General features: G+C 40.5%; 23 protein-coding genes. 13 read left to right on the top strand and 10 right to left on the bottom strand.

The window, feature by feature from the left end:
- Positions 1-35: 35 nt before the first annotated feature.
- Genes MTT09_RS09630 through MTT09_RS09620 form a run of 3 tightly spaced genes read right to left on the bottom strand, consistent with a single transcriptional unit; the run spans position 36 to position 1,384 of the window.
- Positions 36-677, bottom strand: a complete 642-nt coding sequence (locus MTT09_RS09630; protein WP_429803647.1) for a thiol:disulfide interchange protein DsbA/DsbL — start codon at positions 675-677, stop codon at positions 36-38.
- A 9-nt stretch (positions 678-686) separates the two neighbouring features.
- A complete protein-coding gene (bcp, locus tag MTT09_RS09625) occupies positions 687-1,184 on the bottom strand; it encodes a thioredoxin-dependent thiol peroxidase (protein ID WP_429803646.1) in 498 nt (165 codons plus the stop codon).
- On the bottom strand, positions 1,181-1,384 hold the full coding sequence (locus MTT09_RS09620) for a tautomerase family protein (RefSeq protein WP_149705175.1): 204 nt from the start codon (positions 1,382-1,384) through the stop codon (positions 1,181-1,183). Before MTT09_RS09620 ends, bcp begins: the two co-directional genes overlap by 4 nt.
- Positions 1,385-1,498: 114 nt before the next feature.
- Between MTT09_RS09620 and MTT09_RS09615 the strand changes: the two genes are divergently transcribed.
- Complete coding sequence (locus MTT09_RS09615; protein ID WP_204510386.1) at positions 1,499-1,903, top strand: hypothetical protein; 405 nt, start codon at positions 1,499-1,501, stop codon at positions 1,901-1,903.
- Here the strand turns inward: MTT09_RS09615 and MTT09_RS09610 are convergent.
- Entirely contained in the window at positions 1,900-5,220 is a 3,321-nt protein-coding gene (locus MTT09_RS09610) for a DUF748 domain-containing protein (protein WP_429803645.1), read from the bottom strand. The two genes, MTT09_RS09615 and MTT09_RS09610, sit on opposite strands and share 4 nt — an antisense overlap.
- Positions 5,221-5,395: 175 nt before the next feature.
- Between MTT09_RS09610 and MTT09_RS09605 the strand changes: the two genes are divergently transcribed.
- The 12 genes from MTT09_RS09605 (at position 5,396) to carB (ending at position 18,856) form a co-directional block, all read left to right on the top strand.
- A complete protein-coding gene (locus MTT09_RS09605; RefSeq protein WP_429803644.1) occupies positions 5,396-6,928 on the top strand; it encodes an ABC transporter substrate-binding protein in 1,533 nt (510 codons plus the stop codon).
- Positions 6,929-6,955: 27 nt separating this feature from the next.
- Entirely contained in the window at positions 6,956-7,879 is a 924-nt protein-coding gene (locus tag MTT09_RS09600) for an ABC transporter permease (protein ID WP_429803643.1), read from the top strand.
- Positions 7,876-8,676: an ABC transporter permease gene (locus MTT09_RS09595; protein ID WP_429803642.1), complete on the top strand. Its 801-nt coding sequence runs from the start codon at positions 7,876-7,878 to the stop codon at positions 8,674-8,676. Before MTT09_RS09600 ends, MTT09_RS09595 begins: the two co-directional genes overlap by 4 nt.
- Positions 8,673-9,353, top strand: coding sequence for an ATP-binding cassette domain-containing protein (locus tag MTT09_RS09590; protein ID WP_429803641.1), 681 nt, complete (start codon positions 8,673-8,675; stop codon positions 9,351-9,353). The genes MTT09_RS09595 and MTT09_RS09590 overlap by 4 nt, the downstream gene beginning before the upstream one ends.
- Positions 9,350-10,099 (top strand): ATP-binding cassette domain-containing protein, encoded by a 750-nt coding sequence (locus tag MTT09_RS09585; RefSeq protein ID WP_107964714.1) that lies wholly within the window; start codon positions 9,350-9,352, stop codon positions 10,097-10,099. Before MTT09_RS09590 ends, MTT09_RS09585 begins: the two co-directional genes overlap by 4 nt.
- Before the next feature lie 26 nt (positions 10,100-10,125).
- Complete coding sequence (locus tag MTT09_RS09580) at positions 10,126-11,202, top strand: epoxyqueuosine reductase QueH (RefSeq protein ID WP_107964715.1); 1,077 nt, start codon at positions 10,126-10,128, stop codon at positions 11,200-11,202.
- Positions 11,203-11,312: 110 nt separating this feature from the next.
- Positions 11,313-11,759, top strand: a complete 447-nt coding sequence (gene fabZ / locus MTT09_RS09575) for a 3-hydroxyacyl-ACP dehydratase FabZ (protein ID WP_004317884.1) — start codon at positions 11,313-11,315, stop codon at positions 11,757-11,759.
- Positions 11,760-11,783: 24 nt separating this feature from the next.
- Positions 11,784-12,572, top strand: a complete 789-nt coding sequence (gene lpxA, locus MTT09_RS09570) for an acyl-ACP--UDP-N-acetylglucosamine O-acyltransferase (RefSeq protein WP_107964716.1) — start codon at positions 11,784-11,786, stop codon at positions 12,570-12,572.
- Positions 12,572-13,804 carry an ATP-dependent Clp protease ATP-binding subunit ClpX gene (gene clpX, locus MTT09_RS09565; RefSeq protein WP_107964717.1) on the top strand — a complete coding sequence of 411 codons (1,233 nt, stop codon included), beginning with the start codon at positions 12,572-12,574 and terminating at the stop codon, positions 13,802-13,804. Before lpxA ends, clpX begins: the two co-directional genes overlap by 1 nt.
- Before the next feature lie 9 nt (positions 13,805-13,813).
- Positions 13,814-14,851 (top strand): rod shape-determining protein, encoded by a 1,038-nt coding sequence (locus tag MTT09_RS09560; protein WP_002939972.1) that lies wholly within the window; start codon positions 13,814-13,816, stop codon positions 14,849-14,851.
- Positions 14,841-15,596: a rod shape-determining protein MreC gene (mreC, locus tag MTT09_RS09555; RefSeq protein WP_004317872.1), complete on the top strand. Its 756-nt coding sequence runs from the start codon at positions 14,841-14,843 to the stop codon at positions 15,594-15,596. Before MTT09_RS09560 ends, mreC begins: the two co-directional genes overlap by 11 nt.
- A complete protein-coding gene (gene carB, locus MTT09_RS09550) occupies positions 15,596-18,856 on the top strand; it encodes a carbamoyl-phosphate synthase large subunit (RefSeq protein WP_107964718.1) in 3,261 nt (1,086 codons plus the stop codon). The genes mreC and carB overlap by 1 nt, the downstream gene beginning before the upstream one ends.
- A 52-nt stretch (positions 18,857-18,908) precedes the next feature.
- Here carB and MTT09_RS09545 read toward each other — a convergent pair whose 3' ends face one another.
- The 6 genes from MTT09_RS09545 to MTT09_RS09520 form a co-directional block, all read right to left on the bottom strand.
- Positions 18,909-19,385, bottom strand: a complete 477-nt coding sequence (locus tag MTT09_RS09545; RefSeq protein WP_429803640.1) for an NAD(P)/FAD-dependent oxidoreductase — start codon at positions 19,383-19,385, stop codon at positions 18,909-18,911.
- A gap of 68 nt (positions 19,386-19,453) precedes the next feature.
- Positions 19,454-20,017 (bottom strand): MotE family protein, encoded by a 564-nt coding sequence (locus MTT09_RS09540; protein WP_429803639.1) that lies wholly within the window; start codon positions 20,015-20,017, stop codon positions 19,454-19,456.
- Positions 20,017-20,439 (bottom strand): flagellar export protein FliJ, encoded by a 423-nt coding sequence (locus MTT09_RS09535; RefSeq protein ID WP_429803638.1) that lies wholly within the window; start codon positions 20,437-20,439, stop codon positions 20,017-20,019. Before MTT09_RS09535 ends, MTT09_RS09540 begins: the two co-directional genes overlap by 1 nt.
- Positions 20,436-21,686 (bottom strand): adenylosuccinate synthase, encoded by a 1,251-nt coding sequence (locus tag MTT09_RS09530; RefSeq protein ID WP_012140419.1) that lies wholly within the window; start codon positions 21,684-21,686, stop codon positions 20,436-20,438. The genes MTT09_RS09535 and MTT09_RS09530 overlap by 4 nt, the downstream gene beginning before the upstream one ends.
- A 2-nt stretch (positions 21,687-21,688) precedes the next feature.
- Complete coding sequence (locus MTT09_RS09525; RefSeq protein WP_429803637.1) at positions 21,689-22,549, bottom strand: ATP phosphoribosyltransferase regulatory subunit; 861 nt, start codon at positions 22,547-22,549, stop codon at positions 21,689-21,691.
- Complete coding sequence (locus MTT09_RS09520; RefSeq protein ID WP_429803636.1) at positions 22,542-26,594, bottom strand: diguanylate cyclase domain-containing protein; 4,053 nt, start codon at positions 26,592-26,594, stop codon at positions 22,542-22,544. The genes MTT09_RS09525 and MTT09_RS09520 overlap by 8 nt, the downstream gene beginning before the upstream one ends.
- Positions 26,595-26,627 lie beyond the last annotated feature (33 nt).

The raw sequence follows: 26,627 nt of genomic DNA, 5'->3' as shown, positions 1-26,627 counted from the left end.
CTAAGCCCAAAATGTCCGTAAATTTTAGGCTAAAGTTACTTATCTAAAAGCTCTTTTATCGTCTTTGCCATCTCATCGATCGACGAAGCTGCGCTTAAATTTATCAGATATTTGCCGCTTACCACAAAGGCTGGCACACCGCTGATATTTGCTACATCATAAGAGGCAAACCACTCGTTTAAAAGCTCTTTTGCGCGATCTGAGCTTAGCGCTTTTTCGTATTCGTCTTTGCTCACGTGAGCCGCATTTAGCGCTAGATCTATAAATCTTTGCTTATCTTTGCCGTCATTAAAGTCATCTTTTTCATCGTGCCTTGCTTTATAGATCGCAAATTTAGCTTGCTTAAATTTAGACTCATCGCTTAGCAGATCAGTCCCATTTGCCTCATCTATCGATATAAGAGCGGCGAAAATTTGACTTGTTGTCTCGCCAAGTTTGCCTTTGGTGCTTAGGTGATATGGGATAAATTTGACCCCGTCAAGCTTTGACATCAGCTTTCTTGTGATCGTTCGGTCAAATTTATAGCAGTGAGGGCAGTCGTAGCTAAAGACCTTGACGACTGAGTTTTTAGGCACGTTGAGCGGTTTTGCTAGAGTTTGATATTCAATGCCTTCAGTCAGTGCTGATAAATTTAGCGCAAAAAACGCACTTAAAATTAGCATTTTTATAAGCTTCATCTTTGCTCCTTACTTCACCAGATCAGCTAGCACTTTTGCGGCGTGGTCTTTGGCTTTTACGCTTTTATAAATTTTAGCTATCTTGCCGTCTTTGCCGATTACAAAGGTGCTTCTAACTATGCCAAGATACTCTTTGCCGTAGTTTTTCTTGACCTGCCAAACGCCATAAAGCTTTGAAATTTCTTTATCCTCATCGCTTAAGAGGATGTGCTTTAAATTTTGCTTGGCGATAAAGCCAACGTGAGACTTCACGCTATCTGGGCTAACGCCGATGATAATGGTGTCATTTTTGATGAACTGATCGTAGTTTGCGCTAAATTCGCAAGCCTCAGTCGTGCAGCCTGGAGTGTTGTCCTTTGGGTAGAAGTAAAGCACCACGTTTTTGCCTACAAAGTCCTTTAGTGCGACCTTTACGCCGTCTTGATTTAGCGCTTCAAACTCTGGCGCCTTGTCGCCAACTTCAAGCGTTATCTTTCTTTCCATGTCTGCTTTGCTAAATTCGCTCATTTTATCCCCTTTCTCTTATCTTCTACGCTCTCGCCTGCTACGCCGATATTGCCAGCATCGTGAGTTTCTAAAAATATCATAACCGCCTCTTTTTTCTTACCAAGCACTCTTACAAGCGTCTCGGTCACCTCTTGAAATACTTGATCTTTTTGCTCTTTTGTAGGCTCTGGGCCTGCTATTTTGATATTAACATAAGGCATTTTTGCTCCTTTTTTAAGATGCAAAATATTAGCCAAAATGAGTGAAATTTCAGATTAAAGCCGTTATTTAAGAATTTGGCATTAAAATAAGCAAACTTCCAAAAGGAGCGAAAAATGGACTATAACAGGCAAAATAAGGGCTTTGTTTGCTTTATGTATGGCTTTGGACGAAGCAGGGCGGTTTATGCAGTTTTGATGATAGTAATGGCGCTTTTAGCTGGCTTTTTAACACTTACTTCAAACGCTCAAGCTGACGTTTCAAATTTACAAATAGCCCTTGGCATCATACTTTGTGGCCTTTTGCTGATCCTTGTAAATCCTAAAATTTTCATCATCAAGCTAATTGGCTACTTAATCGCTTTGGCTGGCGTCATGATCGCCCTTCACAACGCAAATTTGCTAGGAGATAATTTTAATTTATATTTTTATGCAAGCCTTATTTTTGGGGCATTTATGATGCTTATGCTTCTTAGCTGGTTTGTCTATAATGCAAGAAGCAGCGAAATAAATGAAATTTAGTTCGCCACTCCCATTAGCACGCTTGTGTAGGTGTTTTGCTTAGGCTCTGAGCTTGTTGCATCGTTTATATTTATGCGACCAGCCTCAAGCCCAGCTTTTATAAGCGCCTCTTTTACCGCATTTGCACGCTCATTTGCAAGCTCTACTAGTTTTGCTTTATCGACCTCGATGCCCTTTAGCGCCTCTTCTCTTAAGGCTTTTTCGTTTCTATCTTTTAAATTTGGCACAAGCTCATTTAAAACTGCGATGTAGTCTTTGCCACTTGAAGCGATGATTTGATTGATCTTTTGATCTAGTTTTTTGCTCTTATAAAAGCTCTCATCGAGTTTTGAGTATGTTGGCGTTATACTAAGCTTCATTTTAGGTTTTGAGCCAGTTAGCTTTATAAAATCAGCTATCTTAGGCGCTTCTGAGCTTATGAGCTCGCTACTTCCTGCAAGAAAATCAATAGAGCTAAGATCTTTGCTGCCAAGTCCTAGGGCGTTGCCTAAAAATCTAAATGGAGCTAGCGTGATGTCAGCAAAGAGTTTTTTCACAGCTGCCCAGATGACGCCGCCATATTTAAAGTCAGGATCGTCTAAATTTCCCTCAACTGGCAGGTCGATGTTTATTTGATTATTTTGATCGCTAAGTATCGATATAGCAAGGGATAGCGGTAAATTTACAGCGTCTTTTGACTCAACCTTCTCTCCAAGTGTAAGTGAGTCAAAATTTATGAAATTTGAGCCATTTAGTTTTGAGTCGACGACGCTATAGTTTAGGTTTAAATTTAGCTTGCCTTTTTTGATCTTATAGCCCACAAACTGCCCACTATATGGCGTTATATCAGTTAGATCGATATCTTTAAAGTCAAGCTTTATGTCGGTATTTTGCTTTAGCTCAAATGGAAAGAGTTTTGCAGTGATCTGCGCAAAGCCATTTTTGCCAACCACACCTTGAAACTCGCCTGAGCTCGGGCGCTTTTTATCGATGTCAGTGAGCTTGCCATTTAGCTTTGAGATCGTTGTGGCAAATGGCATAAATAGCGATGCGTCCGAGAAATCAACCTCGCCATTTTTAAGAGAGAAGTTTTTCACGCTAAATTTTAGCTCGTCATCTTTCTTGCTAACTACCTTTTTGTTCTCAGGTTTTGCCTCGGTTTTAGCCTTATTTTTATCCTCTTTTACGATCTGAGATAGGTTAAATTTACGCTCTTTGCTTAGATGAGTCTTGATAAATGGCGAATTTAAGCTCACTCCGCTTATGGCAAGGTCATTTTTGGCAAATGAAATTTTTTCAAGATCAAGGCTTTTAAAGGCGACCAGTTTTTCGGCTTTTTTGCCATTTAGCCTTATATCTTTGATACTAACTTTTGCGTCTGCTTTGATATCTTTTGCGTAGCTTATCTCAGCGCTACTTTCAAGCTGTCCGCTAGCCAGATCGGCCTCTAAAAAGGGCTTTGCGTAGGCAAAATACTTTGGTAAATTTGTATCATTTAGCTTGATTTTAGCACTCACGTCAAGTGGCTCGATCTTTATCTTCGAATCAACATCCAAATTTAGCTTTTGTGAGCTTTTCATCGCCACTTTTGCGTCAAATGGCTTGCTAAAATCGCTACTTAAATTTGCTACTTTTACAAAAAGATTATCAAATTTATGAGCGATCTTTTCGCCCTCAAAAAGATGCGTTAAAGCGATGTCAGCGTTATTTACACTTATATTTTTTATATCAAATTTAAACTCATTTTCTTTGCTTTTTGAAGCACTTTTATTTTCAGCTTTTTTCTCCACTTTTTTAGTGTGTTTTGCCGTCTTTGTAGCTTTTGTGCTCTGCTCGCCAAATCCTAGCTCATTCACAGCGCTTAGACCATTGTCGTTTAGTTCTGAAGTAAATTTAGGCTTATTAACATCGACACTAGCGATATTTAGAGCCATTTTTAAAAGATCAAAGCTTACGCTCTTTACCCCCGCATCAGCGACGCTTGCTATCTCTTTATTTTTTGCTTTAAGCTCTATGTTTTTTACGTTTAGCTCATCAAGGCTCGCAAGGCTCTTGTTACCATCCATTGTAAAATTTGTATTTGTTACACCAGCACTTGCTACATTTGCATTTGCACTTTTGCTAAGTGGCGCGTTGATGCCATTAAGTGCTATTTTTTCAAGCGTTAGAGCGGTTTTGTTGTTTGCTAAATTTAGATTTAAATTTGAAGCATTTATATCTTTTAAATTTGCCAAATTTCTATCTGCTTCATCTATTTTAAGAGCGTTTACGCCTATGCTTTTTAGCTTGGCTGTGGCGTTTAGCTCGCTTTTTTCATTTAAATTTGCAAGAAGCGAGATATCACTTAAATTTAGTGATTTTACGCTCGCAGTGATAGCATTTTTAAAAGAGATATCATTTAAATTTATAGCACTTAAATTTAGCGTGGCCTCTGTTTTGTCGGCTATCTTGCTATCAAGGTCAAATTTTGGCAGATCAAGCTCGCCAAGGCTAAGCTCATTTGCGCCTTCATCAAGGCTTAGTCCTTTTACATTTAAAAAGCCATCTTTTAAATTTATCCCAGTTGCGTTCTCATCGGCATTTAAAGCGTAGTTTATCTTTAAGTTTATAATGGCATTTTTTAGATTTAACGTGTCATTATCGATAAAACTTATCGCAACTGGCTTTATGCTAAAGTCTTTTATGCTGACGTTGCCATCTATTTTTAGTGGATTTAGCTTGATATCGCCATTTAGATCGATCTTGTGCGCTAGGCTTGAGTTTGAGTCAAAGATGTGACTACCAGCGCTATTTTTCTTCGTATTTAGCGAGCTAAGCTCGTAGTTTATATCATCAAAGCTTACGTTAAATGGCTTTGTTAAATTTTGATCGCTATATGAAAATGAACCTTTAATGATTTTTGCGTTATTTAGCGCGAAATTTATCGAGCTGGTGCTGTTATCTTCGCTAGTTGGGTTATCATCGCTTATAAAATTGCTAAAGTTAAAATTTGCTTTTTTATCTCTTGTGATCTTTACTTTTGGCTCATCTAGCCTAAAAATGTCTATCTCAACTAGCTTGTTAAAGATAGAAAATGGCTTTAGCTTAAGGTCGATCTGCTTCGTGCTAAAAAGCGGCGAAGTGGTGTTTAGCTCGGCATTTGTAGCGTTTAGCTCGAAGGTAAATGGGTTAAATTTAGCATCACCAACAAAAAGCGTTGCGTTGTAGTCTTTTAGATATTTTGGCGCGATATTTTTGATAGCATAAGGCAGACCAAAAAAGCCAAGAAGCGTATAAATAAGCAAAAGTGAGACTACGCAGATGCCGGTGATTAGGGCTATTTTTTTCTTTTTATCCATTGTGAAATTTACCTTTTTGTTAGCTAAAATGAGCCTCGATTTTACTTTAAAAAAGGTTAAAAGTTAGTTAGAAATTTCAAATTTTCTATACATTAAATTTACACTTATCTTAATAATACTTTTATGCATTTCGTATTACTATTCGTCAAATATTTTTTAAACAAAGGAGCGAGTGATGAAGAGATTTTTGGCTTTATTGTTTTTGTTGTTTTCTGCCTTTGCTTATGCAAATGAAAATGCCGTTGTGGTCGCTATCGAGGAGCAAACACCTCGTATAAATCCACTCTACGACGAGGACCACGATCCTACACTTTCGCTGGTTTTTTCTGGACTTACTAGCCACGATGAAAATAGCAACGTGGTGCCAGAGCTTGCCAAGTCTTGGCAGGTGAGCGATGACGGCTTGGAGTATATTTTTGAGCTAAGAGATGATGCCTTTTGGCATGACGGGGTAAAATTTAGCGCAAAGGACGTTAAATTTAGTATCGAAGCGGCTCAAGATAAGAAGCTAAACGCACCTGCTATCTCAAACTACGAGGTAGTAAAAAGCGTTGAAATTTTGGGCGATTATAAAGTTAAGATCACGCTAAAAGAGCCTTTTCCGCCGTTTTTGGATGCGCTTAGCTTTGGCGTTTTGCCTGAGCACATTTTAAAGGGCAAAGATATCGCGACTGATAAATTTAATGACGCCCCTATCGGCACTGGCGCATACAAGCTTGTAAAATGGAAAAAAGATGAGAGCTTGGAGTTTGTGGCAAATGATAAATTTTATAAAGGTGAGCCAAAGATAAAAAGGCTATTTTTAAAGATAGTTGGTGATGAAAATTTAAGACTTGTTGGGCTTAAAAGCGGTGAGATCGACGTTGCACTCATCTCTCCAACAGGTGTAAATTTCATAAAAGATGATAAAAAATTAAGCTTGCTTAAATTTAAAAGTGCGGACTATAGAGCTTTGATGTTTAACTTTAATGATCCTCTTTTTCAAGATAAAAATGTAAGGATAGCCCTAAACTACGCGGTCAATAAAGATGAGATAGTTAAAAATTTATTTCACGGATATGCAAGCGTAGCGAACAACCCGATAGAAAAAAGCTTTGCAAACGACAGCGAGTTTAAATTTAGCTATGATCCGCAAAAGGCTAGGGAGCTACTTGAAAAGAGTGGCTTTAAGAAAAACAAGGCTGGCTTTTTTGAGAAGGACGGCAAGGAGCTTGCCTTTGACATCTACGCCTTTAATAACGACATCTTAAGGGTCAATCTAGCTAAAATTTTAAGCAGCGAGTTTGAGAAATTTGGCGTAAGAGCCAAAGCCTATGCAAAGCCAAAAACAGCCTTTAGCATAAGTAAGGTTGATAGCTTTGTGATCGGCTGGGGCAGCCCATTTGATCCAGACTTTCACACATATAGAATTTTTGGCGGATTTGCCGACATCGATGTCAATGAAAATGGCTGGAACTTTAGTCACTACAAGGACGCAAACGTCGATCTTGCCTTAAAAAACGCGAGATATACAAAGGACGTGGAGCTTAGAAAAAAATACTATAAAGAATTTCTAAAAGCGCTTTTTGAAAATCCACCTTACATTTTTATAGCATATCTCGACTATCCGCTCGTTTTTAACAACAAAATTTCAGGCATAAAGACGCAAATTTTAGGTCACCATGGGGCTGGATTTTTATGGAACATAAGAGAGTGGCAAGTAAAATAGTGGATAAAAACTTTGTTTAGAGCCATTTTGAAAACAGCGATCTCAAGCCTTGGGTTGCTGTTTTTTATCTCATTTTTTCTATTTTTGCTCATATATTTTTTGCCAGGAAACGTCACTGACGCGATGTTTTTGCGAAGTGAGGCGGTGAGCGTGGCTATAAAGGAGCAAATTTTAGAAAATTTGGGGCTAAAAGATGGCTTTTTTGTGCAGTATTTTAGATGGCTAGTTCACTTTGTTACGGGGGACTTTGGCACTAGTTTTGTAAGCGGGGCAAGTGTGTCGCTGCTCATTAAAGAGCGGATATTAAATTCGCTTATTTTGTTTTTTGCTTCGTTTTTTCTGATAGTTTTTTTGTCATTTTTCTTGGGGCTTTTAAGCGCCATTTATAAGAATAAATTTGCCGATATTTTTATAAATTTTAGCTCCTTTTTGCTAGCTTCCCTACCGCATTTTTACGTAGCACTCGTGCTAATAGCGATCTTTAGCGTCTATCTAAACGTGCTGCCAAGCTCTGGCGCAAACGAGCTAGGATCTAGCGGAGTTGGGGCTAAATTTATCATCTTGCCAACGCTTGCCATCATCTTGCCACACCTTGGCGCAAACGTGAAATTTGTAAGAGACAGGCTAAATCAAAGCCTAAACGCCGACTTTATCCAGACGGCTCACGCTAGAGGCTTGGGACGCGGCAAAATTTATCTCTTTGCCATAAAGCACGCAAGCACCGACATAGTCTATTATTTCGCAACCCTTGTAGCTGGCGTTTTTGCTGGCTCATACGTCATTGAGAGCATTTTTTCATTTCCGGGCATAGGCAAGCTTAGCCTTGATGCGGTCATCGCTAAAGACTATCCAGTCGCACTTGCGACCATTTTGCTAACGGCTGTTTTTGTCGTTTTTGCAAATTTACTGGCTAAAATTTTTGCCATTTTGGCAGATAAGAGAAATTTATGAGAAAAGTCATATTTTTCTTAGCCTGTTTTGTCTTTTTAGCACTTGTCACATTTGCCTTTGTGACGCCGTTTTTTTCTAAATTTGAGCCAAATTTCACTGACTTTATGGCGGTAAATTTAGCCCCAAGTAGCGGGCACATCTTTGGCACTGACATCCTAGGCAGGGACAATCTCATAAGAGTGGCCTACGCGCTTAAAAACTCGCTTCTTGTCTTGCTTTTAGCTGGCTTTTTAACGACGCTCTTCTCGCTCATCTACGCATATTTTGGCACGAGCAAGAGCAGAGCCTGTGAGAGCCTTTTTGATAAGGGACTTGATGCTTTTTTAAGCATACCAAACATCGTTTTCATCATGCTTTTTAGCTCATTTAGTAGCGGAGATCTGCTCATAACCTCTTTTATCATCGCCATTTGTTCTTTTATGCAGGGTGCAAAAGTCTTTATGCAAAATTTAAGACTTAGTAAAAAGTGCGACTACGCCGAGCAGGCTGTGATAAATGGAGCTAGTAAATTTAGCCTTATCTGCTTTGAAATTTTGCCAAATTTAAAGCATCTAATAGTTAGCATCTTTGGCATAAACGCGATAAACGCGGTCGTAATGGAGGCCACGCTTGGCTTTTTTGGCGTGGGTAGCGACGCAAATAAAATAAGCCTTGGCATCATGCTAAATGAGAGCAAAGAGGCGCTTTTTCTTGGCTCTTGGTGGATGGTGCTTTTCCCTGGCGTGACGCTCTTTTTGCTCATCCTTGCAACCTCGATCATCACGTCAAATTCAAAAAATGGCAATATAAAAATATGATAGAGATTAAAAATTTAAACGTTTTTTATAAGGATAAGAAGCTTTTGCGTGAGCTTGATTTTGCCATGGGCGAGGGTAAATTTATAGGTATCACGGGTGCAAGTGGCAGTGGCAAATCGCTCTTTGCAAAGAGCCTAATAAGGCTTTTTGATGATGATTTTAGAGTGAGAGCGGATAAATTTAGCATTTATAAAAAAGATATCTTAAAACTTAGCCAAAATGAGCTAAAAGAGCACCGAAAAAAGGTCGCCGCGCTCATCTTTCAAAACTCAGTTGCAAGCCTTCATCCGCTCTTAAACGTGGGCGATCACTTTAACGCCTATCTTGGCGGCGATAATAAATCAAATAAAGAGCTTGCATTTGCTTATTTTAGGGAGTTTGGGCTGGGTAATGCAAATCTCATCTGGCACAAATACTCATACGAGCTAAGTGGCGGCGAGGCGAGCCGTGTGCAGATCGCTCTTGCGCTTTGCTTGAAGCCAAAAATTTTAATCTGCGACGAGATAACAAGCGGGCTTGATAGCATTAGCGGTAGCCACGTGGCGGGCATCTTGGAGAGTTTAAAGGGCAAGATGAGCGTCATTTTTATCTCGCACGATGAGGCGCTGACAAGCTATCTTAGTGATGAAATTTGGCAGATGAGAGATGGGCGGCTAAATTTAAAGGAAAATGCGTGAAAATCAGGCTTGAAAATGTATCAAAAAGTTTAAGCTTTAAGGAGCATTTTAACGCTAGAGCTGAAGTGCTACACCTTTTGGAGGGGATAAGTTGCGAGCTTGATGATGGCGAAAATTTAGCCATTTTGGGGCAAAGTGGCAGTGGCAAAAGCACGCTTGCAAAGCTCATATCATTTAGCGAGCCAAAAAGTGGGGGCAAAATTTATATAAACAGTGAAGAGATCACGGACAAAAATGAGCTAAAAAAAGATATCAGATATATCTTGCAAAACCAAAAACAAGCCCTAAATCCAGCGCTAAAAGTAAAAACCGCGATCGCTCATGTGAGGTCATATCTTAAGCTTAGCTTTAGCGAAAATGAGCTCAAAGAGCTTCTGGCAAATTTAAATTTAAAAGATGAAATTTTAGAAAAATATCCATCTCAGCTAAGTGGCGGCGAGGCGACAAGGGTCGGGATACTGCTAGCGCTTCTTTCAAAGCCAAAAATCCTAATCTGCGACGAGATAACAAGCGGGCTTGACAACGAGACGAAGCAAAAGATTATAAATTTGCTTTTAAGCTTAGATAAAAAGATCAGCATTATCTTTATCACGCACGATATCCTAAGTGCGATGAAGATAGCGCAAAAGGTGCTAATCATCGAATCTGGCAAGCAAGTGGCGTGGGGTAAATTTGATGATCTTGCAAGTCAAAATGTCCTTAAAAAATACCTTGATGCAGCTAAATTTTATGACGCCAAACTTTGATATAATGCAAGCAAAAAAGGTCAAATTTGCTAGTTCATATCTGCTGCTCGGTCGATAGCCACTACTTTTTACAGCGCCTACGAAAAGATCATCCAAATGAGCGAATAGTAGGCTATTTTTACGATCCAAACATACATCCATATAGCGAATTTTTACTGCGTTTTGAGGACGTGAAGCGAAGCTGCGAGAAGCTAGGCATCGAGCTAATATGTGGCGAATACGACTACGAAGCGTGGCTTGGCGGCACAAAAGGGCTTGAAGATGAGCCAGAAAAGGGCAAAAGGTGCGAATACTGCTTTGACTTTCGTATGAAAGACTCTGCTAAAAAGGCGCTTGAGCTTGGTCTAAATAAGATCACGACGACACTTTTAATGAGCCCAAAAAAGGACTTTACTCAGCTTAAAAAGGCGCTTGATGAGGCGGTGGCTGGCTCAAATTTAGAGGCGGTTGCGGTTGATTATAGAAAAAATGGCGGTACAAGCGAGCAGTTTATCCTCGCTAAAAAGGACAAGCTCTATCACCAAAACTACTGCGGTTGCGTCTTTGCGCTAAAAAAACAGCGTGACTCGCAAAATTTACCCCAAAGTGAGCTAATGAGCGAGCTACACGCAAGGGCACTTTATGGTAGCATTGAGGCTAGACTTGAGCTTTACAAAAAGGTGCGCCTTTGCGAGGCGAGAGGGGAGAAATTTCACCTTTTTAGAAGGCGATTTTTAAACTACAGGCTTTTGCGTGCTAGTGTTAAATTTCAAAACGCTGTGGTGCCAAGCTACTTTGTGCTCTATTCTGGCTTTAAAAGAGAAAATTTAAAGCTAAATGTAGAGCGTGACTGCGAGATCGATGATGAGCTAAAAGAGGGCGCGATATTTATGAGCATAGAGCGCTTTAATAAATTTACAAATAGCAAATTTAAAAGTGTAGATGAGCTTTGCAAAAGGCCGCTTGAGCTTTGCACTGAGATGAAATTTCGCCGTGATATAAGCGGGGAGTTTTCGCAAAATCCTATCATCATCTTAGACGAGGTCAAAAAGGGCAGCTACGAAATTTACGCAAAGGCTGTTTTTTACAACGATAGCGAAGAAATTTTGGTTTTAGAGGACTAAATTTAGACCCATTAAGGCTAAATTTCAGAGATTTTAAAAGAGACTAATAATTTTTTTCTTAGTATAAATTTGTTACAATCTGCAAAAATTTACATTACTAAGGCCAAAACGTGATAGACGTCGTAGAAATTCAAAAAATTCTCCCACATAGATTTCCTTTTTTGCTTATCGATAGAGTTGTCGAGCTAGAGCCTGCAAAAAACATCGTCGCTTATAAAAATGTAACCATTGGCGAGCCGATATTTCAGGGGCACTTCCCAGGTCACCCGATCTATCCTGGCGTGATGATCATTGAGGGCATGGCGCAAGCTGGTGGCGTGCTAGCGTTTAAGAGTATGAGCGACGAGCATCAAGCTGGCATCGAGAACAAAGTAGTCTATTTTATGAGCATTGACGGAGCGAAATTTCGCCATCCAGTCCGCCCTGGAGATAGGCTAGAGTACAGACTAAACGTGCTAAAACACAAAGGTAATATTTGGGTGCTTGAGGGCAAGGCATATGTTGATGATGTGCTATGCGCCGAGGCTGAACTTAAAGCGATGATAGTCGATAAATAGGCTTTTGCTTAAAAAAGAGAGACAATGAAAAACATCCACCAAACAGCTGTTATAGAAGATGGAGCGATAATAGGAGATGACGCAAATATCGAGGCTTACGCATTTGTAAGTAAAGATGCAGTCCTTGGCAACAACGTCACGATAAAACAAGGCGCAAGGGTGCTTGGCAAGACGAGGATCGGCGATAACTCTCGTGTATTTAGCTACGCGATCGTGGGCGACATCCCGCAAGATATCAGCTATAAAGATGAGGTCGATACTGGCGTCATCATCGGCGAGCACGCAACTATACGTGAGTTTTGTACGATAAACTCAGGCACGCACAAGGGCGATGGTATAACAAGGATCGGCGATAATGCCTTTATCATGGCATACTCTCACATCGCACACGACTGCATAATAGGCAACAACGTCATTTTGGCAAATAATGCAACACTAGCTGGCCACGTCGAGCTTGGCGACTACGCTGTTGTGGGCGGTCTTACGCCTATTCACCAGTTTGTTAGAGTGGGTGAGAGCTGCATGGTCGCAGGAGCAAGTGCGCTAAGCCAAGATGTAGTGCCATTTTGCCTAGCTGAGGGCAACAGAGCCTATATAAGAAGTTTAAATTTAGTTGGCATTAGGCGTAGATTTGACAAAGAGCAGGTTGAAGAGCTTGTTCGCGCTTATAAATTTTTGTTTAATCAAGGCGTTAGCCTAAAAGATCAAGCAAATGAGCTGATCGCAAAAACAAGTGACGAAAATGTTAAAAAAATGTGTAAATTTATATTAGAAACGACAAGAGGAATTCCGCTTGCAAAAGGAAGAGATTAATGGCTAGAAAGTGTAATTTTTGTGGCGAGGCTGAGTCTGCTGAGAGAAGATTATTAGCAGATATCGAAGGAAACGCCTATATATGCGAGTACTGTATAGCAGCAGCATACGATATGATACATGGTGATACGAGTGTAGAAGAGAGCAAAAGTGAAGAGGCGATAGAGTATCAAAAACTCACTCCAAAGGAGCTAAAAGCGGTACTTGATAACTACGTGATCGGCCAAGATAGGGCTAAAAAGGTCTTTAGCGTCGGCGTATATAACCACTATAAGAGAATTTTTAAACAAAGCGACATCAAAGACGACACCGAAATTTCAAAGTCAAACATCTTGCTTGTTGGTCCAACTGGAAGTGGCAAGACGTTGATGGCTCAGACTTTGGCGAGATTTCTTGACGTGCCTATTGCGATTTGCGATGCGACAAGCCTGACTGAGGCTGGATATGTCGGCGAGGACGTTGAAAACATCCTTACAAGGCTCTTGCAAGCTGCAAATGGCGACGTGAAAAAGGCGGAGCAGGGCATTGTATTTGTCGATGAGATCGATAAGATCGCTAGGATGAGTGAAAATAGAAGCATTACAAGGGACGTCTCAGGCGAGGGCGTGCAGCAAGCGCTTTTAAAGATCATCGAAGGCAGCGTCGTAAATATCCCACCAAAAGGCGGCAGAAAGCATCCAAACCAAGACTTCATCCAGATAGATACGACAAATATCTTATTTGTTTGCGGCGGCGCATTTGACGGACTTCTTGATATTATCGAGCGCAGAGTTGGTAAAAACGTACTTGGATTTAACCAAGAAAAACGTGGCAAAAATGAAAAAGAAAATTTACTAAGCATGCTTGAGCCAGACGACCTTGTAAAATACGGCCTCATCCCCGAGCTTATCGGCAGACTTCACGTGGTGGCTACATTAAATGAGATAACAAAAGAGGATATGGTTAAAATTTTGACCGAGCCAAAAAATGCGATATTAAAACAATATCAAAAGCTTTGTGCGATCGACGGCGCTGCGCTTAAATTTGATGATGAGGCGCTTGAAGAGATAGCGAGCCTTGCTATCGAGCGCAAGACTGGAGCAAGAGGGCTTAGAAGCATAATGGAAGAGCTTATGACAGATATAATGTATGATCTGCCAGAGCTAAAAGACTACGATATCGTGATCTCAAAAGAGACGGTAAAAGATAAGGCAAAGCCGATTTTGGTAAAGCACAATAAATTAACAGCGTAAAGGAAATAGATGTTTTTAGATCAGGTTATAGGTTTTTTCTCAAGTGATATGGGTATAGATTTAGGTACGGCAAACACTTTGGTTTTGGTAAAAGATAAGGGAATAATCATAAATGAACCATCAGTTGTTGCAGTAAGACGTGAAAAATATGGAAAACAAAAAATTCTAGCAGTCGGCCACGCTGCAAAAGAGATGGTGGGAAAAACTCCTGGCGACATCGAGGCGATAAGACCGATGAGGGATGGCGTTATCGCGGACTTTGACATGACAGAGAGGATGATACGCTACTTTATAGAAAAGACTCATAGAAGGAAAAATTTCTTACGCCCAAGGATCATCATCTCAGTTCCTTACGGACTTACTCAGGTTGAAAGAAAGGCTGTTAGAGAGAGCGCACTAAGCGCAGGAGCTAGAGAGGTATTTTTGATAGAAGAGCCTATGGCAGCAGCTATCGGAGCAAATTTACCAGTTCGCGAACCACAAGGCAACCTTGTAGTTGATATCGGCGGTGGTACGACTGAGATCGGTGTCGTCTCACTTGGCGGTTTGGTAATATCAAAATCTATCCGCACAGCTGGTGATAAGATAGATAGCAGCATTGTTAATTACATAAAAGAAAAATACAACTTACTAATAGGCGAGAGAACAGGCGAGGAGATAAAGATCGCTGTGGGCTCTGCTGTGCAGCTAGAAAAAGAGCTAAGCGTAGTGGTAAAAGGACGCGACCAAGTGAGCGGTCTTCTAAGCAGGGTTGAGCTAACAAGCGAGGATGTGAGAGAGGCGATGAGAGAGCCGCTAAAAGAGATCGCAGATGCGCTAAAAACTGTGCTTGAGATGATGCCGCCTGATCTTGCTGGCGATATCGTCGAGACTGGTATCGTGCTAACTGGCGGTGGAGCGCTTATTAGAGGGCTTGATAAGTTCTTGTCTGATATCGTTAAGCTTCCAGTATTTGTAGCTGATGAGCCGCTTCTTGCTGTTGCTAGAGGCACAGGCAAGGCACTTCAAGAGATCGGACTTTTACAACAGCTAACAAATGAAGAGTAAGATTGTTCTTTTTGTTTTTATAGCGTTGCTTGCTGGCGCCTCGATGTTTAAGGGCGAAATTTTAAGCAACATATCTATCAAATTTAGCAACTACGCTATAAATTCATACGACAATTTTGCCAAAAGCGTGAAAGATTACATAAACGAATATTTTAGGCAGGCTAGCGAGATAGAAAAACTAAGAGCGCAAAACAAAGAGCTAGAGCGTTCAGCCACGCTTCTATCTACTTTTGCAAACGAGCTAAATCAAATTTTAAAAGATAAAAACTCAACTGCCTACGCCCCAGCTGTAAAGCTAGTAAAAGGGCTTAGTTACGTACATATCGGGGATTATAATAAAATTTGGATAAGCGAGTTTGAAGGATACGACCCAAATAAAATTTACGGGCTCATCTATCAAGGAAGCAGCGCTGGCATCGTCATCGCAAAAGATGGCAAGCCGCTAGCATACTTGCAAAATGACCCAAAAAGTATATTTGCAGTCTATATAGGAAATGACAAAATTCCAGGCGTCGCGCATGGAAATCAAGGCCAAATAATGGTGAAATTTATCCCACAATGGCTCAGCCCAAAAGAGGGCGATGAGGTCTTTACGAGCGGGCTTGACGGGATATTTTTTAGTGGGGTGCCAGTAGGGCGCGTGAGTAAAATTTTAAAAGAGAGCTCCTATCAAAGCGTGATAGTTGAGCCCTATGCGAAGCTAAACATACCAAACTACCTATACGTTGTAACAAAGGAAAAATGATGCCAAAAAGAACAGATATAAATACCATTTTGCTAATCGGCTCAGGCCCTATCGTCATCGGTCAAGCCTGCGAATTTGACTACTCAGGCACGCAAGCAGCCAAGACGCTAAAAGAGCTTGGATACCGCGTAGTGCTTATCAACTCAAACCCAGCCACCATCATGACTGATCCAAATTTCGCCGACGCAACGTATATAGAGCCGATCACAAAAGATAGCATTTTAAAGATCATCGAAAAAGAAAATATTGACGCCATTTTGCCAACGATGGGCGGTCAAGTGGCGCTAAATGCCGCTATGGAGGTCTTTGAGAGTGGTCTTTTAAAGGATGTCAAATTTCTTGGTGCAAACCCAGAAGCGATAAAAAAGGGCGAAGATAGACAAATTTTTAAAGCGACCATGCAAAAGATCGGCATGGATCTGCCTGAGAGTAGATATGCCTACAATATGGACGACGCGCTAAATGCGGCAAACGAGATAGGCTTTCCACTCATAATAAGAGCTAGCTACACGCTTGGTGGCGCAGGAAGCGGCGTGGCTTACAATATGGACGAATTTAAAGAGCTAGCCAACACTGGCCTTGACGCAAGCCCGATACATGAAATTTTGATAGAAGAGAGCTTGCTTGGCTGGAAAGAGTACGAGATGGAGGTCATTAGAGATAGAAATGACAACTGTATCATCGTCTGCTCGATCGAAAATTTTGATCCAATGGGCGTGCATACAGGCGATAGCATCACGGTCGCACCAGCACTCACGCTCACAGATAAAGAGTATCAAGCTATGCGTGACGCTAGCTTTGCCATACTTCGTGAGATCGGCGTTGATACTGGTGGCAGCAACGTGCAGTTTGCCATAGACCCAAAAACTGGCCGCATGATCGTTATCGAGATGAACCCACGCGTTAGCCGAAGCTCAGCACTTGCCAGTAAGGCTACTGGCTACCCGATCGCAAAGGTAGCGACACTGCTTGCAGTTGGTTTTAGCCTAGATGAGATCAAAAACGATATCACAGGCACGCCTGCTAGCTTTGAGCCGGTGATCGATTACATCGTGACAAAGATCCCGCGTTTTACATTTGAGAAATTCCCAGGATCAAACCCATATCTAGGCACTGCGATGAAGTCAGTTGGCGAGGTTATGGCGATAGGTAGGACATTTAAAGAGAGTATCCAAAAGGCGCTTTGCAGCCTAGAGCGTGATCTTTGCGGATTTAACAGCCTTAGCCTAGAGAAAAACGCTTTGATTTATGGCATCAGAAATGCAAATGAGAGAAGAATTTTATATCTAGCGCAAGCCTTTAGAGATGGCTTTAGCGTGGCTGAGGTGCATGAGTTTAGCAAGATCGACCCTTGGTTTTTGGAGCAAATTTATGAGATAGTTAAATTTGAAGATAAGATCGACATGGATATCTTAAACAACGAAGAGCTACTGCGAGAGGCCAAAAGCATGGGCTTTTCAGATAAGATGATAGCTGTGCTTATAAATGAAAAAGACGATCTTGAGCTTAGCCAAAATGATATCTATTTTGCTAGGCAAAAGCTTGGCATCGAGCTTGAATACAACGAGGTCGATACTTGCGCGGGCGAATTTAAGGCGCTAACGCCATATCTTTACTCAACCACAAATATCACTAAATTTCCTAAAAAAGAGCCTGTAAAAGACGCTAAAAAAGTGATGATAATAGGCGGCGGTCCAAACAGGATCGGCCAGGGTATAGAGTTTGACTACTGCTGCGTGCATGCAAGCTACGCCCTAAGAGACCTTGGCATAAAAACGATAATGTATAACTGCAACCCAGAAACCGTCTCAACCGACTACGACACGAGCGATATTTTATACTTTGAGCCGATCGATTTTGAGCACGTGAGAGCTGTCATCGAGCGTGAAAAGCCAGACGGCGTGATCGTGCATTTTGGCGGCCAAACTCCGCTTAAATTTGCAAAGCGCCTAAGCGTGATCGGCGCTAAGATCATCGGCACAACCGCAAGAGTGATCGACGTGGCCGAGGATAGAAAAAAATTTAGCGAATTTATAAATAAAATAGGCGTCCTTCAGCCTAAAAATGACACCGCCACTAGCCTAGAAGAAGCCTTGCAAAAGGCCGCGACTATCGGCTACCCAGTGCTTGTTCGCCCAAGCTACGTCCTAGGTGGTAGGGCGATGAGAAGGGTGCATAACGAGAGCGAGCTAAAAGAGTATATGAACGAGGCAGTAAAGGTTAGCAATCACTCGCCAGTGCTACTTGATAAATTTTTACAAGATGCAAAAGAGCTCGACGTGGATGCGATATGTGACGGCAAAGAGGTCTATATAGGTGCGATAATGGAGCACATCGAGGAGGCTGGAATTCACTCTGGCGACTCAGCTTGCATATTGCCACCAATGAGCTTAAGTGCAGAAATGATAAAAAAAGTGGAGAGGCAAACTAGAGATATCGCGCTAAATTTAGGCGTTGTTGGTCTTATGAATATCCAGTTTGCTATCTATGAAAACGAGCTTTATATGATCGAGGTAAATCCTCGCGCAAGCAGGACTGTGCCGTTTGTGAGCAAGGCTACTGGCGTGCCTATGGCAAAGGTGGCTACAAGAGTTATGTGGCAGGGAAATTTACGTGAGGCGCTTAAATTTTATGATGATTATAAGGTTGTTTATGAAGATGGCGATATCTTAAAACCTCGCGTAAGTTCGCATGTTTGCGTAAAAGAGTGCGTGCTGCCGTTTAACAAGCTAAGTGGAGCTGATCTCATCCTTGGCCCTGAGATGAAGAGCACGGGCGAGGTCATGGGTATCAGCCACGACTTTGCAAGCTCATTTGCAAAGAGCCAGATCGCTGCTAGCAACACTTTGCCAAGCAAGGGCAGGGTATTTTTAACGCTAGCTGACGCTGATAAATCTTACGCGCCTGATCTTGCAAAAGAGCTAATAGCACTTGGTTTTAGCATCGTCGCAACTGGCGGTACGCATAAAATTTTAAGCGAAGCTGGCGTGGAGGCTGAGTTTGTCTATAAGATAAGCGAGGGCAGACCAAACGTTGAAGATAGGCTTAAAAACGGCGATATCGCACTTGTTATAAATACAAGCGATACTAAATCAAGCGTGGATGATGGCAAAAAGATCCGCCAAAATGTACTTAGATTTAAGATCCCTTACTTCACAACTATCCGTGCAGCACTTGCAGCTGCTAAGTCACTAAGCACAGTTCAAACTGGCAAAGCACTTGAAGTAAAAAGCTTGCAAGAGTATCTAAGCGAGAGATAGTAAATTTAGTGGTAGTCTTTGCTGCCACTAGCTAAATTTCACTTCTATTTAATTAGCTATTTTTTAAAGCGCTAGCTACCTTTAAAGCACTTGCAAATGCAAAATGCAAGTTATATCCACCAAGCATACCAGTGATATCTAAAACCTCTCCTATAAAGTAAAGCCCTTTTACGCTTTTGCACTCTAAATTTTCATCTAAAAAATTAGTTTTTACCCCACCTTTTGTAACTTCAGCTCTTTCAAAGTCAAATGTCCCAGCAGGAGCAAATTCGTAAGCAAAAAGCCTTTTCATGATGCTCTTTTCATCATCATTAAATTCATAAAACGCTCTATCTTTTAAACCAAAATTTCTTAAAAACTCCAGCACAAATCTTTTCGGCAAAGGCAAAACCGAGCTAAGCTGCTTTTTGCCATTTACTAAGTTTTTCTCACTAAATTTAGGCAAAAAATTTATGCAAATTCGACCCTTTTGCCAAAAGAGTGAGGCGTTTAATATCGCTGGACCGCCAAGAGCAGGCGCAAAAATCAAAGATGGATGAGAAAATAGATTAAATTTATCAGTTAAATTTAGTTTTTTAGATTAACAGTAAATTAAATTTACTGCATATTTATGCTTCCAGCTGGAGCGGGCATATCGCCCTTTTCATCGATAAATGGAGGGCCTTTTTGAAGTAGTGCTGTCACTTCAGAAGCAACCTTTGGATCCATCTTGGCAATGATGGTTGAGATCTTTTTTGCATCAAGGGCGTAAAGTATGGTGGCTGCGTTTGATCTAGGCATTTGCGAGAGCACTTCGGCTGCTGCGCCATCTTTCATTTTGGCGTAGGATTCATTGACTTTATCAGTCGTCATCGTTCGAAGCTCTTTTAAAATTTTCTCATTTTTAGCGACAACTTCATCGATCTCTTTGCGTTTTTGCTCGATCACTTTCATCGTCGCATTCAGATCAGCCTCTTTTTTGGCGAGCTTTTTGTTGTTCTCTTCATAAGCTGCAGCCGAGCTTGCTCGAAAGACCTCTAGGGCTTGACGCTGCTCATCGATAACCTCAAGCTCCTTTGAAATTTCTTCTTTTCTAGCTTCAAAGATCTGCGTGCAATCAACCGGCACTTCAAAGCAAAATGCAAAATTTATAACCATAAAAAAGAGTAAAACAGCTCTCATTACGCCTCGCTTTTGGCTGCAAATTTCATAACTGCAAACTCATCAAGAGCCAGCGCTTCAGCCTTTTGTATGCGTTTTATCTCTTTTTTAAATTCTTCTTTTTCTAGATATTTCATCTTTTCATACTCTAAATTTGCATTTTTATATTTGTGCTCGTAGTGCAAGACCTCTTTTTTTGCTATCTCTAAGCTCTCTTTGCATGCGCTTAGCTCGGCTCTTGCTATATTTATGAGCTCTAAATTTTCTCTTAGCTCGCCTATGTTGCCACTTTTTGGCAGGCTAAACTCGTTAAGCTTGGCTCTTAAGAGTGCTATTTTTTCTTCATCATTTCTTACATTTAGCCTAGCAACGACGAGCTTAGCCTCTACCTTATCCATCTCCTGCTTTTTGACGCGGACGACGGAGGTAAATTTACTTTTCATCTAATGATCGTATCGCTTCTCTCAGGGCTTGTTGAGATATAGCCGACTTTCACGCCAGTTAGCTCCTCTATACGCTCGATATACGCTCTTGCGTTTGCTGGTAGGTCTTCATATCTGCTGATACCCTTTACGCTATCCCAGCCCGCAAGCTCTTCATAGATAGGCGTTGCATTTTCAAGATCTGTTGGCACGTAGTCGATAGTTTCGCCGTTGTATTGATAGGCTTTGCAAATTTTTACCACTTCAAAGCCATCAAGTACGTCAAGCTTCATAAGCGCATAAGTATCGACGCCATCAAGCCTTGAAGCGTATTTTACGCTTACTGCATCAAACCAGCCACAACGTCTGCGGCGGCCTGTTGTTGTGCCAAATTCTTTACCGATCTCGCACATCTTATCGCCGTTCGTGCCTTTGTCTTCAGTTGGGAAAGGTCCATGACCTACGCGAGTTGTATATGCTTTGATGACGCCTATGACCTTGCCTATCTCTTTTGGATTTAGCCCAAGGCCTGTGCAAGCGCCAGCGCTTATGGTATTTGAGCTAGTTACATAAGGATATGTGCCGTGATCGATGTCTAAAAGTGTGCCCTGAGCGCCTTCAAGTAGGACTTTTTTGTCTTCATCAAGCGCTTTCCAAACTAAATTTGTAGTGTTTGCGATAAATGGAGCAAGCACCTCTTTATATCTTTTTAGCTCTTCAAGCAGCTCATTTTCTTCAGGTATCTTTACGCCAAGAGCGTCAAATACAGGTTTATTTGTTTCAAAATCATGCATCAAAGCATCGCACAAGCGCTCTGGCTCAAGTAGCTCGCCAACTCTGTGGCCGCTTCTACTTATCTTGTCTGCGTATGTTGGTCCGATGCCTTTGCCAGTCGTTCCGATCGCTTTTTCGCCTTTTAAGCGCTCTTTTGCTTGATCGACTTGGCTGTGGTAGCTTAAATTTAAGTGTGCTTTGTCGCTTATATAAAGTCTGCCCTCTAAGTTGTCAAATTGCGCCATCTCAGTGATGAGCACCTCTGGAGAGACAACGACGCCGTTGCCGATGATATTTATGATATTTTTGTGCAAAATTCCGCTTGGGACAAGGTGAAGCGCGTATCTAACGCCATCGACCCAGATCGTATGACCAGCGTTGTGGCCACCTTGAGAGCGACAAATCATGTCATAGTTTAGTCCTAGCATATCAACTATCTTGCCTTTGCCCTCATCACCCCATTGAACACCAACTACTAAATCAGCCTTTCTCATTCTTACTTCCTTAAATTAATTTTTTCTTCTATCAATGCATCAGTATATACAGCGAACCCGCTGCTTGAAATATCGTCTATTTCATAGTTTCCGCCACTTGCTAAGATGGCGTTGTCTTTTAAAAATCTAAAAAATAAACTATCATAATATCTCATTTTTGAGTAATATAGCGGAACTATTCTTAAATTTTTATATTCTAGTGATTTTGCCACAGCTTGTAAATTTTTTAGCGCCTCTTTTAGCTTATCAGGGACTAAATTTATTATCTCATCAAGCTCGCTAGCGTCCTTTAAAAGGGCTAGTTTGCTAAGCCACGGCACGTTTTGGGCTAAAATTTTTTCTAGCCATGAGTTTTCAAAAATTTCTATCTCTAAGTTTAAAATTTCGCAAATTATCCTTGGGATTTGCATGTTGCTAAGCTGCAAACAAGCGCCGATCTCAAGCTCGCTAAAGAGCTTTGCTACTATGTTTATACTCTTTAAAATGTCGTTTTCACCGATAAGCTCAGCGCCTATTTGATAAATTTCTTGGCTTGGGTAGCGAAAGACTGGCTGGATGTAAAACCACCTCTTTGGCTCGTTTGCTTTTAGCCTTCTAAGCACGATCCTAACGGTATCAACCGTGCTATCAGCCCTTAGGCTTATCTCGTGGTTTAGACTGTCGCTAAAGCGCAGAAGGTTTGTCGCATCCACGCTTAGATGTTGATGATACGAAAAAAACGGCGTTACGATCTCGCTAAAACCCTCATCTTCTAAAATTTCACTCGCTTTTTGCTCGATTTTTCTCTTTAACTTTGCACTTTTTGCAAAGTAAAGTTTGCTTCCGTTTGGGATCTCGTGCTCATAAACATTTACATCACTCAACTCTTATCTCCTTACTAAAACCTAAATTTATATCGCACTCTTTGATGATGGACATGGCTAGATTATAGAGTTCGCTGCTGTCACTACTGCTTGCTAGTTTGCTTAAATTTATGGAAATTTCTTGATTAAATTTACCTATATTTTTTATCTCGTCTTCTATTTTTTGTTTTAGGCTTTGTGCTAGTTTGTCGTCTTGATTTAAATTTGCTATCACTTCATTTGCAAGCTCTTTTAGCACGACTAAGCCTTTGAAAAGCTCGAAATTTTCGCTATTTTTATAGTCTTTTATGTGCAGATATGGTCTTTCAAATTTAAACGAAGCAGCATCTTTTGCCAAAAGCGCTAATGAGAAAATGTTGCCTTGAAATTTATTAAAACCAAGACCAAGTAAAAACTCAAGCGTTCTTTTGTCATCTATATTTTTTATAGTCGCATTTAGTCCAAATTTATCAGCCACAAACCTTATCATATTTATGCTCTCAAGCGCCTCTTTTGAGTTAAAGATATGTTTGCAAAATTTATTGTCTATATTAAAGCGGTTTGTCTTTAGCATACCAAGAGCTTCTATCGAGCTTGAGTATGAGGCAAAATCATCAAGCGAGAAGTGTATGCCAAGCTCTTTATATTTTCTCACATAAATTTCTAAAACTTCTAAATTTGTAGCTGTTGCAGCGTCGATAACATCGATGATAAGCCCAGTTGGATCAAGGCTTTTATCCTCATCAAATATCGCTTTAAATTTATGCCAAAATTCCTCTGTAAAGAGCTTTTTAACGCTTAAATTTACGCGAACCTTTGCGCTTATGCCATTTTCTAGCCACATCTTTCTTGCTAAAAGCGCCTCTTTTATCGTAAATAAAGCGATATTACTCGATGCGCTACTTGTCTTTATAAGTGGTAAAAAGTCGCTTGGATAGATGATCTCGCCATCTTTTCTCCATCTAATAAGAGCTTCAAAACTTAAAGTCTCGCCCGTGCTAAAGCTGATCTCTGGTTGAAATTCTAAAAACATCTCACCAGCGTCAAGCGCTTTTAAAATTTTTGAGCCATCTTCGTATTGGCTCTTAAAATAGACATCTTTTTTCGCATCAAATGTATAGCTTCTGTTTTTGCCGCTTATCTTAGCTTGATACATCGCCCAGTCGGCTCTTTGTAGCACATCATCAGCCCCAAGCTCACTATCAGCCAAGGCTATGCCTACGCTAGCGCTTGCTTTTAGTTTTAGCTCGTCTATCTTTACTTCATCTGAAGCTAGCCTTAGCATATTTTGCGCTATTTCATAGACTTCACCTAAATTTTCATAGTTTATGACGCCTACAAACTCATCTCCGCCTATCCTTGCAAAGATATTTTTGCCATTAAACATAGCGCCTATTTTTTCAGAGATAGCCACTAAAAATTTATCGCCTATTTGGTGGCCAAAGTTGTCGTTTATGCTCTTAAAATCATCCATATCAAGGTAGATGACGGCTATTTTTTGTTCATTTTTTTGTATGAGAGAATTTAGCTTGTTGTAGAGTAAAAATCTATTTGGTAGCTTTGTGAGCGGATCGTGATATGCGATAAATTCTAGATATTTCTCATTTTGCGCTTCGTTATTTGCCAGCATTGCTAGCATGATGTAGCCAGTTCTTTTCTCGCTCGCATCGATAAGCGGTAAAATTTCTATGACTTCAAGCTTGCTCTTATTTTTATTATTTTCGCTCCAAACCTTGCCACTCCACGAGCCACCTTGGTTTATAGTCTCTATGATCTGGTGTTTTATATCGCTTAAGCCTTGCTTTATAAAGGTGATATCTTTTAGATATACGCTATCTTTTGCGCCCGCACTTTCAAAAAATGCGTCATTTGCATCAATAACCCTCATCTCCTCATCAAGCAAGACGACCTCTTCTTTGCTAAATGAGAAAATTTTTGCAAGCAGGTCTTGGCAGACAAAGAAGCTATCCTCTAGGCTAAGATCTCTTAATGTGCCTTTTATCAAGCTTACTTCGCCAAATTCGTCGTATTCAAGCGCTTTTGCCCTTAGTCTAAAGTGTAAAATTTCTTTATCTATGCTGTAAAGCTTGATATCTTTGATGTATGTTTGAGCATCTCTTAAGCTCTCAAAAAAGCTATAAAAACTATCAAACTCATCGACAAAGACCGACTTTGCTTGCTCGAAATTTAGAGTGCTTTGCGTGCCGAGAATTTTACTTAGCTCGTCTGAGATGTTGAGCATGTCGCTTCTTTTATCCCAAGTAAAGACATTTGCCTCACTCGCCCAAAGCAGCGCCTTACTCTCTTTGCTTTGTTTTTCAAATCTCTCTTGAAGCTTTAGCATATCACTAAGATCGGTAAATGAGTAGATGACCTTTTGTTCGTCTGCATCGATAAATTTAGCCTTTATCTTAAATGGAATTTTCTTGCCGTAAGCGTTTGTCATATTTGCTATGAAATTTAGCTCTTCATTTTTAAAGCTTGCTTGCAAAAAGGCTTTTTTACCTGCTAGCACGGCAGCTTTAAAGCTATCAAAGTCCTCGCTTGCGATTATATCTTCTAAATTTATAAGACCTTGGCTTTGGACATTAAAAATTCTCTCGACATTGTTTGTGCTTTGGATGATCAAAAATGGCTCTTGTGCCGAAGCGATGGCGATGACATTTGGCGATAAAAAGACGTAGCTTTTGATGATATCGTCATTTCTTTGCGTCATCTTTTCTTGAGTGATATCTTTTATAAGTATGAAATTTAGCCTTGTGTTTTCTAGCTCGAAGCTACTTTGGGTCGCTAAAACGTCGATTATCTCGCCATTTTTACGCCTTAGCTTAGCTTCATACGATAGATCATTATTGATAGCGTTTTCTCTATCTTCTACTAAATTTTTAGACTCATCTTCAAGTAGCTCTTTGATATTTAGATCTGCTACGTCATCTTTTTTGTAGCCTAGATTTTCTAAAAGAGCGTTGCTAATGTCCGTGATGACGCCAGTATAAGCGTCATAGACCACGATCTTTAAAAAGCTCTTTTCAAATACATAGCCAAATCTACTCTCGTAGCTTTGTGCCGTCTCGTAAGCTCTATCTCTATCTTCGTAGAGTTTTTTGATGCTGTTGTTTAGCGAGGTAAATTCTTTTATGTCAAATTCTTCATCAGCCAGCCTACTTTTATCTGCCGCAAAAAGAGCGATTCTAATAAATGGAGAGAGAATTTTATCTTTTATATATGAGTTATCACGTAGCCAAAGTATGCTAAATGCGACAAAACACAAGAACGAAAGTACGACTAGAACTAGCTGGATAAAGATCTGCGCTTGTCTGCTAGAGCCTGTTATGACAAATAGCTTTTGCTCCTCTAGGTAGCTGATCTTGTAAAAATTCATATCCTTTAGTATAAAAATGATCTTGTCAGCTTTAAACTCGCCACCTTGCGAGATGTATTTGTTAAAGTCCTCTTTTATAAATTTTCTATAAAACTCATCTCTTGAGAGGTTGCCATCTTTATCGACCAAAAAGACGTATGCGGCAAGGTTTTTATTGTAGCCTGTATCGACCTTGTTTTTTAAAAGATTTGGATTTAGCTGGGCGAGAATTTTATTGCCATTTTTTAGCCCGTAAGCTATGTAGATATCTTTAAAGCGTCTATTTTTGTAAAATCTATCAGAGAGCCTAAACTCGCCTGCTTTTATATCTGAAAACCACGAGATATCGTAGTTGTGTAACTCAAAAGCGCCCTCAAATTTACGCTCATAAAGCAAGGAGTTGTCTTTTGCTATCACGTAAAAAGCGGCGTAGAATTTACTTACAACAGTATCTTCATAAAATGGCTCTACGCCGTTTGCTATGAGTCTTGCCTTTGTGGTGATATTGTCTTTTACCTCTACAAATGTACTCACGATATTGTTTCTAGTGATTAAATTTAGCGTTGAAATTTCATATTTTATATCGTTTATGCCAGCAAATATGACAAAAAGTGCAAGAAAGATGAAGGCAAAAAGAAGTAGTGCTATCTTTACATAGAACCTCTTAAAAATCTGCAAAACTGGTTTAGCGCTATTTTTTTGCATTAAATTTAAGCCTCGCTTTTTAAAACTAGCCAT

Origin of the sequence: Campylobacter concisus (assembly GCF_050447505.1) — a bacterium.
GTDB classification, from domain to species: domain Bacteria; phylum Campylobacterota; class Campylobacteria; order Campylobacterales; family Campylobacteraceae; genus Campylobacter_A; species Campylobacter_A concisus_BP.
The sequence above is the reverse complement of the archived record's forward strand: the minus strand, read 5'-3'. Positions and strand labels throughout refer to the sequence as shown.